Genomic DNA, 12,992 nt, shown 5'->3' with positions numbered 1-12,992 from the left:
TGGCTGTCGTATTGTGATATGCGCTTGCTGGACCGTTAAAAGCGGCGGAGCGCCTCAACAGTAATAAAAACTACCCCCAGCAAAGATAAGGTTATAGAATAGCCGCCTTTTTTTGTTTACCCGTCCGGGTACTGACTTTATGAGGTTGTAATGCAGACTTTACCTTCTTGTCCTGAATGCCACTCTGAATATACCTGGCAGGATGGCGATGCCCTGAACTGTCCCGAATGTGGGCATATCTGGTCGCAGCAGGCGCTGGATGCGGCGCAGGATGATGGGCTGATTGTGCGCGATGCGAACGGTACGCTGCTGGCGGATGGCGACAGCGTTACGGTGATTAAAGATCTTAAGGTGAAAGGCAGCTCATCAGCGTTGAAGATCGGTACGAAAGTGAAAGGAATTCGTCTGGTTGAGGGCGATCATAATATCGACTGTAAGATCGACGGCTTTGGCGCAATGAAGCTTAAATCTGAGTTTGTGAAAAAGATCTAAGCTATTAGCCGGTGAGAGCGGGCGCTGCGTTGACAGCAAGCATGGCCCGCCTCGCTGCCTGCTGCGTTATCAGCTAAACAGCATGTCGATGGCCTCGCACTGCGCGTTATTGAGCGCGCCGCCGCTATTGCGCGAAAGCGGCGTCATATAACCGAACTTACGCGCCACTGCGGTTTTAATGGTGGTAACAAAATCGTCGCCTACGGTGTAAATAGCCATCAGCTTGCCGATACGCTGCTGGAATTGGGTAAGCGCAGCAAGATCGCCTGCCTGCCATGCGCGCATCGCCCCAGCAAACATCGCCGGCACCAGATTGTTCAGGCCGCTGATGACGCCCGCCCCGCCGGCCAGCAGGTTAGGCAGCAGGTATTCATCATAGCCGGAGAGCACCGCGAAATCCGATCGCACCTTTTTCGTTTCTTCTATTAATGCGCGATTGTGGGAGAGGCAATCCGTCGTATCCTTTATCCCAATGAACTGCGGCAGTTCGGCGGCCAGCTCGCTAATCAGCGCCGCATCTAAATCGCAGCCGGTGCGCGCCGGAAAATTATAGGCGAACCATTTGCCGCCCAGTTCGGCATCCAGCTGGCGATAGTAGCTCAGCAGCTGCTGACGGGTTTGCCCGTAATACCACGGCGGCAGCACCATAACGGCGTCGTAGCCGCACTCCCAGGCCAGGCGCGCCAGCTCCAGCATATCGGCGCGGCAGAGGCTGGATACATTCGCCACCATGCGCAGCCGCGACATAGCGCGCGCTTCTTTCAACAGTAGCCTGCGCTCCGCCTGGGTTAATGAGGCGAATTCACCGATGCTGCCCATCAGCAAAATGGTATCGATGCCGGAGGCGTCCAGCCGGGCAAAATGGGCGCCCAGCGCCGCTAAATCCAGCTGATTGTCGCGGGTAAAAGGCGTAACCGAAGGGCACCAGACGCCTGAGAATTGAGGCTGTGACTCCATATGTTTCTCCACCTTATAAAATGAAACGATGTTTTAACCTAAACTTTATGGCTAAAAAGTGTCACAGCGGACAGCACAATAATCGAACCACGATCGCAATTTTCGTTTTTAGCTGAATGCGCGACGGAGAATAGCGCAGCGCCGATTCGACCGCGGGCTGCGCTACAAGGCGGCCGCCGGCTTGATAATATTTTTTAGCGCCTTGTTAACCCGCTTTTAGCCCCTATATAACGCAGGAAGCTGTCTCGCAAAATTGCGCTTCCGGCTGCGCTAAAATAGAAAAACGGTACGCCTGACGTCCGGTTTATTGCTAACGTTGAGAGAGTGCCAGAACGGATAAAACTATGAATGACGATCGGCTAAAGCAGTTAAGTATTCTTACCGGCCAGCGGCTACGGCAGCGCGGAGCGACGGTAACTACCGCCGAATCCTGTACCGGCGGCTGGATTGCAAAAGTATTAACCGACGTGGCGGGCAGCTCCGCCTGGTTCGAACGCGCCTTTATTACCTACAGTAATGATGCGAAGCAGCAGATGGTAGGCGTTACGGCAGCCAGCCTGCAACAGTGGGGCGCGGTAAGCGAGCAGGTGGTAAAAGAGATGGCCGCCGGCGCGCTGAAAGAGGCCAGTGCCGACTTCGCTGTCGCGGTGAGCGGCATCGCCGGGCCGGACGGCGGCAGCGCTGAAAAACCGGTGGGCACCGTCTGGTTCGGCTTCGCCAGCGCTGCCGGCCAGGTAGTGGCAAAACGCCATATATTTCAGGGGGATCGTGACGCGGTTCGCCGCCAGGCCGTGGCGATGGCGTTACAAATATTACATGACGATTTTCTTAAAATTTGACTTGATACTGTATGATTATACAGTATAATTACTGTCCAACGAACGAGAGCATTGTCCACCATCGTGGCGTGCTTTACCCCAGCATGATTAGGAGTAGAAATGGCTATTGACGAAAACAAGCAAAAGGCTCTGGCTGCAGCGCTGGGCCAAATTGAGAAACAATTTGGTAAAGGCTCCATCATGCGCCTGGGTGAAGACCGCACCATGGATGTGGAAACCATCTCTACCGGTTCGCTTTCGCTTGATATCGCCCTTGGCGCAGGCGGCCTGCCGATGGGCCGTATTGTTGAAATTTATGGTCCGGAATCTTCCGGTAAAACCACGCTGACGCTGCAGGTGATCGCCGCCGCACAGCGTAAGGGCAAAACCTGCGCCTTTATCGATGCTGAACATGCGCTGGATCCGGTTTACGCTAAAAAACTGGGCGTGGATATCGATAACCTGCTCTGTTCGCAGCCGGATACCGGCGAGCAGGCGCTGGAAATCTGTGATGCGCTGGCGCGTTCCGGCGCGGTCGACGTTATCATCGTCGACTCCGTTGCGGCACTGACGCCGAAAGCGGAGATCGAAGGCGAAATCGGTGATTCGCACATGGGTCTGGCCGCTCGTATGATGAGCCAGGCGATGCGTAAGCTGGCCGGTAACCTGAAGCAGTCCAATACGCTGCTGATCTTTATCAACCAGATCCGTATGAAGATTGGCGTGATGTTCGGTAACCCGGAAACCACTACCGGCGGTAACGCGCTGAAGTTCTACGCCTCCGTTCGTCTTGATATCCGCCGCATTGGCGCTATCAAAGAGGGCGATAATGTGGTGGGTAGCGAAACCCGCGTGAAGGTTGTGAAGAACAAAATCGCAGCGCCGTTCAGGCAGGCGGAATTCCAGATCATGTATGGTGAAGGGATTAACGTCTACGGTGAGCTGGTGGATCTGGGCGTGAAGCACAAGCTGATCGAAAAAGCGGGCGCCTGGTATAGCTACAATGGCGACAAGATTGGTCAGGGTAAAGCGAATGCCAGCAACTACCTGAAAGAGAACAGCGCCGTGGCGAATGAAATCGAGCAGAAGCTGCGCGAAATGCTGCTGAACAACCCTGATGAAGGGAAAGCGGATTTCTCTGCGGACGATCGTGAAGACGCCGCCGAAACTAACGAAGATTTCTAATCACAACCCCGGTCAGCGCAAACTGACCGGGGTTTTTTCTCTTATCCTTTGTATCCCGCTTCAATTCTCGTTACCCTCACTCGTTACCTCTCATCCTGAATTTCAGACCTGACGGAAGCATCATGACTGAGAAACCCGCACCTCCGGTTACTTTCGCTCGCCTGCTGGACCGCGCCACGCGTATTCTGGCGCAGCGCGATCACAGCGAAGCGGAGTTTCGTCGTAAAATTACGCAGTCTGTGGCGCGCGCGGCAGCCTTCCGCCCCGGCGAGCAGGATGAAGAAATTCCTGCGGAGCTGCTGGAGCAGGTTATCGCCTGGTGTTATGAACATCAGTGGCTCGACGATGCGCGCTTCGCCCAACGTTTTGTCGCCAGCCGCAGCCGCAAAGGCTATGGGCCGCAGCGTATCCGAATGGAGCTGGCGCAGAAAGGCATCGGGCGTGAGCTGGCAGCGAGCGCGCTGGCCGAAGCGGAAATTGACTGGGCCGCACAGGCTTTCGAGGTGGCCGAACGTAAGTTCGGTTTGCCGCTGCCGCAGGAATGGAAGGAAAAGGCTAAAGTACAACGTTATTTGCAGGCTAAGGGCTTCTTCATGGAAGATATTCAGGCAATTTTTCGAAATTATAGCGATTGAGTCGAGATGGGATTTTACTTCCCACGGAAGAAAATTTATCTTATTCCCACTTTTTGTTGGTAACTCTTCACGCTGCCGTGTGGAACGAACGCCCGCCCGGTGCAAAGGGAAGAACCTTCGTTAGCGTATTCCAGGATATTTATGAGCAAGAGTACTGCTGAGATCCGTCAAACGTTTCTCGATTTTTTCCATAGCAAGGGACACCAGGTTGTTGCCAGCAGCTCCCTCGTACCTAATAACGACCCGACGTTGCTGTTTACCAACGCCGGGATGAACCAGTTTAAAGACGTTTTCCTTGGTCAGGATAAGCGCAGCTACTCGCGCGCCACCACTTCGCAGCGCTGCGTGCGCGCCGGTGGTAAGCATAACGATCTGGAAAACGTAGGTTATACCGCTCGTCATCACACCTTCTTTGAAATGCTGGGCAACTTTAGCTTCGGCGACTATTTCAAAAAAGAGGCCATCAACTTTGCATGGGAACTGCTGACCTCTGCGTCCTGGTTCAACCTGCCGAAAGAGCGCCTGTGGGTAACCGTATATGCAACCGATGACGAAGCTTATGATATCTGGGCTAAAGAAATCGGCGTGCCGCCGGAGCGTATTATCCGTATCGGCGATAATAAGGGCAGCGCTTACGCGTCAGATAACTTCTGGCAGATGGGCGATACCGGCCCGTGCGGTCCCTGCACTGAGATTTTTTACGATCACGGCGATCATATTCAGGGCGGCCCTCCAGGCAGCCCTGAAGAGGATGGCGATCGCTATATTGAGATCTGGAACATCGTCTTTATGCAGTTTAACCGTCAGCCTGACGGCACTATGCTGCCGCTGCCGAAGCCTTCGGTTGATACCGGCATGGGGCTGGAGCGTATCGCCGCGGTTCTGCAGCATGTGAACTCCAACTACGAAATCGATCTGTTCCAGACGCTGATTAAGGCCGTTGCCGACGTGACTGGCGCTACCGATCTCAGCAATAAATCGCTGCGCGTTATCGCTGACCATATTCGCTCCTGCGCCTTTCTGGTTGCCGACGGCGTTATCCCGTCTAACGAAAACCGCGGCTACGTGCTGCGCCGCATCATCCGTCGCGCAGTGCGCCACGGCAACATGCTGGGCGCGAAAGGCAGCTTTTTCTATAAGCTGGTAGGACCGCTGATCGAAGTGATGGGCAGCGCCAGCGAAGATCTGCAACGTCAGCAGGCGCACGTTGAGCAAATTCTGAAAAGCGAAGAAGAGCAGTTTGCCCGAACGCTTGAGCGCGGCCTGGCGCTGCTGGATGAAGAACTGGCGAACCTGCAGGGCGATACGCTGAGCGGCGAAACCGTATTCCGTCTGTATGATACCTTTGGTTTCCCGGCGGATTTAACCGCTGACGTTTGCCGTGAACGCAACCTGAAGATCGATGAGCAGGGCTTTGAAGCCGCGATGGAGCAGCAGCGCCAGCGCGCTCGCGAAGCCAGCGGCTTCGGCGTTGATTACAGCAATGTTATCAGCATCGACGCGGCCTCTGCGTTTAAAGGCTATGACAGCCTGGCGCTGAAGGCGGCGATTACCGCGATCTACGTTAACGGTCAGCCCGCTGAAGAGATTGCCGCCGGTCAGGAAGGGGTGATTGTGCTGGATGAGACGCCCTTTTACGGCGAGTCCGGCGGTCAGGTTGGCGACACCGGCTGGTTAAAAGGTCATAATGCCGAGTTCAGCGTCAGCGATACGCAGAAATATGGTCAGGCTATCGGGCATATCGGCAGGCTGACCTCTGGTCATCTGCGTATCGGCGATCGCCTTGATGCGCAGGTTGACGAGGCGCGTCGCGCCCGCATTCGCCTTAACCACTCTGCTACGCACCTGTTGCATGCGGCGCTGCGTCAGGTTTTGGGCGATCATGTCGCGCAGAAAGGTTCGCTGGTGAACGATAAATACCTGCGATTTGATTTCTCGCATACCGAAGCGATGAAAGCGCAGGAAATTCGTCAGGTTGAGGATATCGTCAACGCGCAGATTCGCCGCAACCTTCCCGTTGAAACCAGCATCATGGATCTGGAGGCGGCGAAAGCGAAGGGCGCGATGGCGCTGTTTGGCGAGAAATATGATGCGCGCGTGCGCGTGCTCAGCATGGGCGATTTCTCTACCGAGCTTTGCGGCGGTACGCATGCCAGCCGCACCGGCGACATCGGCCTGTTCCGTATCACTTCTGAATCCGGTACCGCGGCAGGCGTGCGCCGTATCGAAGCGATAACCGGCGAGGCGGCGCTGGCGCAGGTTCACGCGCAGGCGGAACAATTGCAGGATATTGCCCAGCTGGTGAAGGCTAACAGCAGCAATCTGAACGAGAAAGTGCGGGCGACGATTGAACATGCGCGCGCGCTGGAAAAAGAACTGCAGCAGTTAAAAGATCAGCAGGCGGTGCAGGAAAGCGCTTCGCTGAGCAGTAAAGCACGCGATATTAACGGCGTTAAGCTGCTGGTTAGCGAGCTGAGCAACGTTGAACCGAAACTGTTGCGTACCATGGTTGATGATTTGAAAAACCAGCTGGGCTCAGCGGTGATTGTGCTGGCCACGGTGGCGGAGGGGAAAGTCTCTCTGATTGCCGGGGTGACGAAGGATCTTACCGATCGCGTGAAAGCGGGTGAGCTGATTGGCTCCGTAGCTCAGCAGGTCGGCGGCAAGGGCGGCGGACGCCCGGATATGGCGCAGGCGGGCGGTACCGATGCGCAGGCGCTGCCTGCAGCATTAGCCAGCGTTGAATCCTGGGTCAGCGCCAGGCTATAAGCAATAAAAAAGCAGTACGGAAGCGCCGTGGACCCGTTCCGCTGGCGCTTTTTAATGCAATCCGTACTCTGTAATAACAAAGTCAGGATGAGGGTTATGATTTCGGCTAAACTAACTATCAGCAGAATGTACTGGCGTGACAGGATGCTTTGATCTGTTTGTCATCATCTACGTTTAGCGCTATATGATGGATAATGCCGGGGACCCGACAGGCCCGACTCTTTTAATCTTTCAAGGAGCAAAGAATGCTTATTCTAACTCGTCGAGTTGGTGAAACCCTCATGATTGGTGATGAGGTGACGGTAACGGTACTGGGCGTTAAAGGTAACCAGGTGCGCATCGGTGTGAATGCGCCGAAAGAAGTTTCCGTACACCGCGAAGAGATCTATCAGCGCATACAAGCTGAAAAGAGCCAGCCGCAATAAAGCCAGCCATAGCGAATCGCGCGCCTCACTCCCGCATGGGCAGTGAGGCGCAATGTCACTTTGCCCCTCCTGTTTTTTCTTCCCCGTTTATCTTTGTTTGTTGAATTTTTCCTTGTTTCGCTGTTGATAAATCACCCCTTTTGTCGGCAAAATATGCGAATTGCGTGGCTTTTGTGCAAACAAACATTTGTTGGGAAAAATTGTTTGACTTATAAGTCCGGGAAAGTAATATGTGCGCCACGCAGTGCCGATGAGCGGAAACAAAGTTCAGCAGCACAGTTCGCAAGAACGCGTTAGGTGAGATGGCCGAGAGGCTGAAGGCGCTCCCCTGCTAAGGGAGTATGCGGTCAAAAGCTGCATCGAGGGTTCGAATCCCTCTCTCACCGCCATTTAATGATGCATCCGTAGCTCAGCTGGATAGAGTACTCGGCTACGAACCGAGCGGTCGGAGGTTCGAATCCTCCCGGATGCACCATCTCAAGGTTGTGGTAGTATCAGATACAGTATTAGCAGCCTGTATCACGGTGAGTTGTTAGCACCCTGCGTTATACAAGAATTTGTGATGCATCCGTAGCTCAGCTGGATAGAGTACTCGGCTACGAACCGAGCGGTCGGAGGTTCGAATCCTCCCGGATGCACCATCTTCTCAGAAGAACGGATTATCTTCTCGCGTATTTCCTCAGGTAGTTGCAGTTCCCTCTTGTTTTTCCGATGCATCCGTAGCTCAGCTGGATAGAGTACTCGGCTACGAACCGAGCGGTCGGAGGTTCGAATCCTCCCGGATGCACCATCTTCCCTGTTAACCACGCTATCCTCTGAAATTCTCCTGCTGTTTTTCTCTTTTCCTGTAGCGTTTCCTCAGCTACTGATTTATTAATTTATTCTCTTCAGACTGCCGTTTTCCTGATCGCCATGTTCCCGTTTGTGCTTTATTCAGGCCCGCTAACCCTCTGACCTTTTTCTGATTTCTGAATTTCTCAATAGATTCAAAGCATTTGCTGTTCATAGCTACCGGCGACAACCTGCGGACTTTGCGTTAAAGTATTGGAGCACTAATCCATTGCGGGAGAGGGTATGTACGATTGCTATGACGGACTGATTTTCGATATGGACGGTACTATCCTGGATACCGAACAGACGCATCGACAGGCCTGGGCGCATGTGCTGGCTGGCTATGGCCTGTCCTTTGACGAAAACGTCGTTATCGGCTTAAACGGCTCGCCAACGTGGCGCGTGGCGCAGTTTATTATCGACAGCCATCAGGCGGATCTTGATCCTTACCAGCTGGCGGCGGAAAAAACCGCGGCGGTGGAGATTATGCTGTTTGACAGCGTACGCCCGCTGCCGTTGATTGAGGTGGTTAAGGCGTATCACGGCCGTAAACCGATGGCGGTGGGGACCGGCAGCGAACATAAGATGGCGGATGCGTTACTAAAGCATCTGAACCTGCATCACTATTTTGCCGCTATCGTCGGCGCGGATGACGTTCAGCGCCACAAGCCTGAACCTGATACCTTTTTGCGCTGCGCCGCGTTGCTGAACGTGGCGCCGGAAAAATGCGTAGTATTCGAGGATGCCGATTTTGGTTTGCAGGCCGCGCAGGCCGCCGGTATGGATGCGGTAGACGTGCGCCTGCTGTGAACGAGATGCTGAGCTACGGCTCGTTATTCGCCAGCAGCTTTTTGAGCGCTACGCTGCTTCCGGGCAGCTCTGAGCTGCTGCTGGCAACCCTGTTACTGAATGGAACAACCCCGGTATCAGGGCTGGTTTTTGCCGCAGCCGTAGGGAACACGCTCGGCGGATTAACAAACGTGATTCTTGGACGCCTGCTGCCGTTACGGCGTGGGCGATGGCATGACACGGCAATAGCGTGGTTGCGTCGGTTGGGTCCTGCAGCGCTGCTCTTCAGCTGGTTACCGCTGATTGGCGATCTGCTGTGCGTTCTGGCGGGATGGTTGCGTTTCTCATGGCTGCCGGTAGTGCTGTTTCTGGCTATCGGGAAAACCCTGCGTTACGTGGTGGTTGCGACCGCAACTTTACAGGGCATGGCGTGGTGGCATTGATTCACTCGAAATCGGGGCTACGGTTAAACATTATGCTGAACAAAAATAAATTATTCTCTGAGCGGGAGGTCATTTTGATCCCGGACGTATCACAGGCGCTTTCCTGGCTGGAAGCTCACCCTGACGCCCTGAAAGGTATTGGCCGCGGCATTGAGCGTGAAACGCTGCGTGTCAGGCCAGACGGTAAACTTGCCACAACGGGCCACCCGGCGCATCTTGGCGCAGCGCTGACCCACAAATGGATTACCACAGACTTCGCTGAATCGCTGCTGGAATTCATCACCCCGGTCGATCGGGATATCGATCACCTGCTGGCTTTCCTGCGCGATATCCATCGTCACGTGGCGCGTGAGCTGGGCGAGGAGCGCATGTGGCCTTTCAGTATGCCCTGCATTATCGAAAACAGCGATGATATCCAGCTGGCGCAATATGGCAGCTCCAATATTGGGCGGATGAAAACGCTGTATCGCGAAGGCCTGAAAAATCGCTATGGCGCGCTGATGCAGACTATCTCCGGCGTGCACTATAACTTCTCACTGCCGCTCTCTTTCTGGCAGGCCTGGGCTGGCGTGCAGGATGAGGAAAGCGGCAGGGCGGTGATTTCCGCCGGCTATTTACGCCTGATCCGCAACTATTACCGCTTTGGCTGGGTGATCCCCTATCTGTTCGGCGCCTCGCCTGCCATCTGTTCTACCTTTCTGCAGGGCAAAGAGAGCAATCTGCCCTTTGAGCGCAACGAGCGCGGCATGCTTTGGCTGCCCTATGCCACTTCGCTGCGCTTAAGCGATCTCGGCTATACCAACAAGTCGCAAAGCGGTCTGGGCATTACTTTTAATACGCTGGAAGGCTATGTCGATGCGCTGAAAAAGGCGATCAAAACCCCTTCTGAAGAGTATGCGCGCCTGGGCGTGAAGGATGAAGAGGGTAACTGGCTGCAGCTTAATACCAACGTGCTGCAAATCGAAAATGAGCTTTATGCGCCAATTCGCCCTAAACGCGTGACCCGCGCGGGTGAAGCGCCCTCTGATGCGCTGGCGCGCGGCGGCATTGAATATATCGAAGTACGTTCGCTTGATATCAACCCGTTTTCACCGGTCGGCGTGGATGAAACCCAGGTGCGCTTCCTCGATCTCTTCCTGATTTGGTGTACCCTTGCTGATGCGCCGGAAATGAGCAGCGCCGAGCTGCTGTGCACGCGTAAAAACTGGAATCGCGTGATTCTGGAAGGACGCAAGCCGGGACAGACAATCGGCATAGGCTGCGAAGACGCGCGCCAGCCGCTAACGGAAGTGGGCAAGGCGCTGTTTGCCGATCTCAGCCGCGTGGCGGAAGTGCTCGATCGTCAGTCCGATACGCCGGAGTATCAGCAGGTTTGCGATCGGCTGGCGGCCTCTTTTGACGATCCTTCGCTAACCTATTCCGCTCGTATTCTGCAGGCAATGCTGGATAACGGCATCAGCGGCACCGGACTGGCGCTTTCCGAGCAGTATCGTCAGATGCTGAAGGAAGAACCGCTGGAAGTGCTGAAGCCGGAAGATTTTACCCAGGAGGCGTTGCGTTCGCGCAGTGCGCAACAGCAGCTGGAAGCGGCGGATACGTTAAGCTTTGAGGCGTTCCTGGCGGGGAAAAAAGGGTAGAAAAGAAAAAGGCCACATCGCTGTGGCCAAATTAACATCTCTGTTGTCAGGGATGATGATAACAAATGCGCGTCTTTCATATATTCAGACGCACGCCGAATGGAAAAGTTTCATCGTTCATAAAAAATTTTTTAGCTGAGGTAACAATATGCCATTGCTGGACAGTTTTACCGTCGACCATACGCGCATGGCCGCACCGGCGGTACGCGTTGCGAAAACTATGAATACGCCCCATGGCGATGCCATCACCGTTTTCGATCTGCGCTTCTGCGTGCCGAATAAAGAGGTGATGCCGGAGCGTGGCATCCATACGCTGGAACATCTGTTTGCTGGCTTTATGCGTAATCACCTGAACGGCGATGGCGTGGAAATTATCGATATTTCCCCGATGGGCTGCCGCACCGGTTTCTATATGAGCCTGATTGGCACCCCAGCCGAGCAGCGCGTCGCTGACGCCTGGAAAGCGGCGATGAATGACGTGCTCAAGGTGCAGGATCAAAATCAGATCCCGGAACTGAATGAATATCAGTGCGGCACTTATCAGATGCACTCGCTGGACGAGGCGAAAGATATCGCCCGGCATATCATTGAGCATGACGTGCGCGTTAACCACAATGACGAGCTGGCGCTGGCGCAGGATAAGCTGAAAGAGCTGGAAATTCACTGATGCTGATGCAGCAGAAAAAAGGCCGCTGACGCGGCCTTTTCCTTCAGGAGCCGATGGTGGATTTCAGCGGCTGCTGCGGCGTAACCCGCACCTGCTTCACCATATTGTCCTGCACGTCGAGAATATCAATATCGTAGTTTTCTATCTGAACTCGGGTGCCGGGCTGCGGGATCTCCTCCAGCTCTTCCAGCAGCATGCCGTTAACGGTGCGCGCTTCTTCCTGCGGCAGCCGCCAGTTAAAGGCCTTATTGATTTCCCGCACGTTAGCGCTGCCCTCAATAAGCACCGAGCCGTCGCTCTGCGGCATCACCTCTTCCGCCAGTGACGGAGACATGGAGGTAGTAAAGTCGCCGACGATCTCTTCGAGAATATCCTCGATAGTCACCAGGCCTTTAATATCGCCATATTCATCTACCACCAGGCCCACTTTCTTCTTGTTGCGCTGGAATTTCACCAGCTGCACGTTAAGCGGCGTCCCTTCCGGCACGTAATAGATCTCATCGGCGGCGCGCAGCAGGTTCTCTTTGGTGAACTCGCGCTTTTCCGTCATCATGCGCCAGGCTTCACGTACCCGCAGCATGGCGACGGCATCATCCAGCGAATCGCGAAACAGTACGATGCGGCCATGCGGTGAATGGGATACCTGCCGTTCGATCGATTTCCAGTCATCATTGATATTGATGCCGACAATCTCATTGCGCGGCACCATGATATCGTCAACGTTGACTTTCTCCAGATCGAGCACTGACAGCAGCATATCCTGGTGGCGGCGCGACATCAGCGAACGCGATTCATAGACGATGGTACGCAGCTCATCTTTACTTAGCGCGGCGCTGATCGAGCCGTCGGCCTTGATGCCCATCAGGCGCATCAGCAGACGGGTAATGGTATTCAACAGCCATACCAGCGGCATCATAACGACCTGCAGCGGCCCCAGCAGCAGGCTGCTTGGCCAGGCCACTTTTTCCGGATAGAGCGCCGCGATCGTTTTCGGCAGCACCTCAGCGAAAATCAGTACCGCAAAGGTCAGTATGCCGGTGGCGATAGCCACGCCTGCATCGCCGTACAGGCGCATGCCGACGATGGTAGCCAGCGCAGAGGCGAGAATGTTCACCAGGTTGTTGCCGATAAGTACAAGACTTATTAGCCGATCGGGGCGGCGCAGCAGTTTTTCGACGCGCCGCGCGCCGCGATTGCCGCTGCGGGCCTTATGGCGTAGCCGATAGCGATTCAGGGTCATCATGCCGGTTTCGGAAGCGGAAAAGTAGGCAGAGACCAGAATCATCACAACCAGGGTAATAATCAGAGTAGTGGTTGAAATGTGCTCCAACGCGGGATCCTTGT

General features: G+C 54.7%; 12 protein-coding genes and 4 tRNA genes. 14 read left to right on the top strand and 2 right to left on the bottom strand.

Features of this window, described 5'->3' with window-relative positions; all coding sequences use genetic code 11:
• Positions 1-150: 150 nt before the first annotated feature.
• Positions 151-492: a zinc ribbon domain-containing protein YjdM gene (locus FKM52_RS12540; RefSeq protein WP_141176517.1), complete on the top strand. Its 342-nt coding sequence runs from the start codon at positions 151-153 to the stop codon at positions 490-492.
• Between the two features lie 69 nt (positions 493-561).
• On the opposite strand, the gene FKM52_RS12535 is transcribed toward FKM52_RS12540, so the two are convergent.
• A complete protein-coding gene (locus FKM52_RS12535) occupies positions 562-1,449 on the bottom strand; it encodes a dihydrodipicolinate synthase family protein (RefSeq protein ID WP_141176516.1) in 888 nt (295 codons plus the stop codon).
• A 344-nt stretch (positions 1,450-1,793) separates the two neighbouring features.
• On the opposite strand from FKM52_RS12535, the gene pncC reads away from it, so the two are divergent.
• The 13 genes from pncC to luxS all read left to right on the top strand — a co-directional run bounded on the left by pncC (position 1,794) and on the right by luxS (position 11,648).
• Positions 1,794-2,288: a nicotinamide-nucleotide amidase gene (gene pncC, locus FKM52_RS12530; protein WP_141176515.1), complete on the top strand. Its 495-nt coding sequence runs from the start codon at positions 1,794-1,796 to the stop codon at positions 2,286-2,288.
• Positions 2,289-2,387: 99 nt separating this feature from the next.
• A complete protein-coding gene (gene recA / locus FKM52_RS12525; protein WP_141176514.1) occupies positions 2,388-3,452 on the top strand; it encodes a recombinase RecA in 1,065 nt (354 codons plus the stop codon).
• 122 nt (positions 3,453-3,574) lie between these two features.
• The gene (locus FKM52_RS12520) at positions 3,575-4,087 is read left to right on the top strand and encodes a regulatory protein RecX (protein WP_141176513.1); all 513 of its coding nucleotides are present in this window, start codon (positions 3,575-3,577) and stop codon (positions 4,085-4,087) included.
• 141 nt (positions 4,088-4,228) lie between these two features.
• The gene (alaS, locus tag FKM52_RS12515) at positions 4,229-6,856 is read left to right on the top strand and encodes an alanine--tRNA ligase (RefSeq protein WP_141176512.1); all 2,628 of its coding nucleotides are present in this window, start codon (positions 4,229-4,231) and stop codon (positions 6,854-6,856) included.
• 245 nt (positions 6,857-7,101) lie between these two features.
• Positions 7,102-7,281, top strand: a complete 180-nt coding sequence (gene csrA / locus FKM52_RS12510) for a carbon storage regulator CsrA (protein WP_038624529.1) — start codon at positions 7,102-7,104, stop codon at positions 7,279-7,281.
• 296 nt (positions 7,282-7,577) lie between these two features.
• A tRNA-Ser gene (locus FKM52_RS12505) sits at positions 7,578-7,670 on the top strand.
• Positions 7,671-7,679: 9 nt separating this feature from the next.
• A tRNA-Arg gene (locus FKM52_RS12500) sits at positions 7,680-7,756 on the top strand.
• Positions 7,757-7,845: 89 nt separating this feature from the next.
• Positions 7,846-7,922: transfer RNA gene (locus tag FKM52_RS12495), tRNA-Arg, on the top strand.
• Positions 7,923-7,994: 72 nt separating this feature from the next.
• Positions 7,995-8,071, top strand: a tRNA-Arg gene (locus FKM52_RS12490).
• Between the two features lie 284 nt (positions 8,072-8,355).
• A complete protein-coding gene (gene yqaB / locus FKM52_RS12485) occupies positions 8,356-8,922 on the top strand; it encodes a fructose-1-phosphate/6-phosphogluconate phosphatase (RefSeq protein WP_141176511.1) in 567 nt (188 codons plus the stop codon).
• On the top strand, positions 8,919-9,344 hold the full coding sequence (locus FKM52_RS12480) for a YqaA family protein (RefSeq protein ID WP_141176510.1): 426 nt from the start codon (positions 8,919-8,921) through the stop codon (positions 9,342-9,344). Before yqaB ends, FKM52_RS12480 begins: the two co-directional genes overlap by 4 nt.
• A 32-nt stretch (positions 9,345-9,376) precedes the next feature.
• Complete coding sequence (gene gshA, locus FKM52_RS12475) at positions 9,377-10,981, top strand: glutamate--cysteine ligase (RefSeq protein WP_141176509.1); 1,605 nt, start codon at positions 9,377-9,379, stop codon at positions 10,979-10,981.
• A gap of 148 nt (positions 10,982-11,129) precedes the next feature.
• Positions 11,130-11,648: an S-ribosylhomocysteine lyase gene (gene luxS / locus FKM52_RS12470; RefSeq protein WP_141176508.1), complete on the top strand. Its 519-nt coding sequence runs from the start codon at positions 11,130-11,132 to the stop codon at positions 11,646-11,648.
• A gap of 43 nt (positions 11,649-11,691) precedes the next feature.
• On the opposite strand, the gene FKM52_RS12465 is transcribed toward luxS, so the two are convergent.
• Positions 11,692-12,978, bottom strand: a complete 1,287-nt coding sequence (locus FKM52_RS12465; protein WP_141176507.1) for an HlyC/CorC family transporter — start codon at positions 12,976-12,978, stop codon at positions 11,692-11,694.
• Between the last annotated feature and the right edge of the window lie 14 nt (positions 12,979-12,992).

The organism is Mixta tenebrionis, from assembly GCF_006517625.1.
Lineage (GTDB): Bacteria > Pseudomonadota > Gammaproteobacteria > Enterobacterales > Enterobacteriaceae > Mixta > Mixta tenebrionis.
Note: the sequence above shows the minus strand (reverse complement) of the source record. Positions and strands in the feature narration are given on the sequence as shown.

What these genes read in the sequence shown, in the direction of transcription:
- csrA (WP_038624529.1), top strand. Translation starts at nt 7,102, where the DNA reads ATGCTTATTCTAACTCGTCGAGTTGGTGAAACCCTCATGATTGGTGAT.
- FKM52_RS12535 (WP_141176516.1), bottom strand. Translation starts at nt 1,449, where the DNA reads ATGGAGTCACAGCCTCAATTCTCAGGCGTCTGGTGCCCTTCGGTTACG.
- alaS (WP_141176512.1), top strand. Translation starts at nt 4,229, where the DNA reads ATGAGCAAGAGTACTGCTGAGATCCGTCAAACGTTTCTCGATTTTTTC.
- FKM52_RS12520 (WP_141176513.1), top strand. Translation starts at nt 3,575, where the DNA reads ATGACTGAGAAACCCGCACCTCCGGTTACTTTCGCTCGCCTGCTGGAC.
- recA (WP_141176514.1), top strand. Translation starts at nt 2,388, where the DNA reads ATGGCTATTGACGAAAACAAGCAAAAGGCTCTGGCTGCAGCGCTGGGC.
- pncC (WP_141176515.1), top strand. Translation starts at nt 1,794, where the DNA reads ATGAATGACGATCGGCTAAAGCAGTTAAGTATTCTTACCGGCCAGCGG.
- FKM52_RS12540 (WP_141176517.1), top strand. Translation starts at nt 151, where the DNA reads ATGCAGACTTTACCTTCTTGTCCTGAATGCCACTCTGAATATACCTGG.
- yqaB (WP_141176511.1), top strand. Translation starts at nt 8,356, where the DNA reads ATGTACGATTGCTATGACGGACTGATTTTCGATATGGACGGTACTATC.
- luxS (WP_141176508.1), top strand. Translation starts at nt 11,130, where the DNA reads ATGCCATTGCTGGACAGTTTTACCGTCGACCATACGCGCATGGCCGCA.
- gshA (WP_141176509.1), top strand. Translation starts at nt 9,377, where the DNA reads ATGCTGAACAAAAATAAATTATTCTCTGAGCGGGAGGTCATTTTGATC.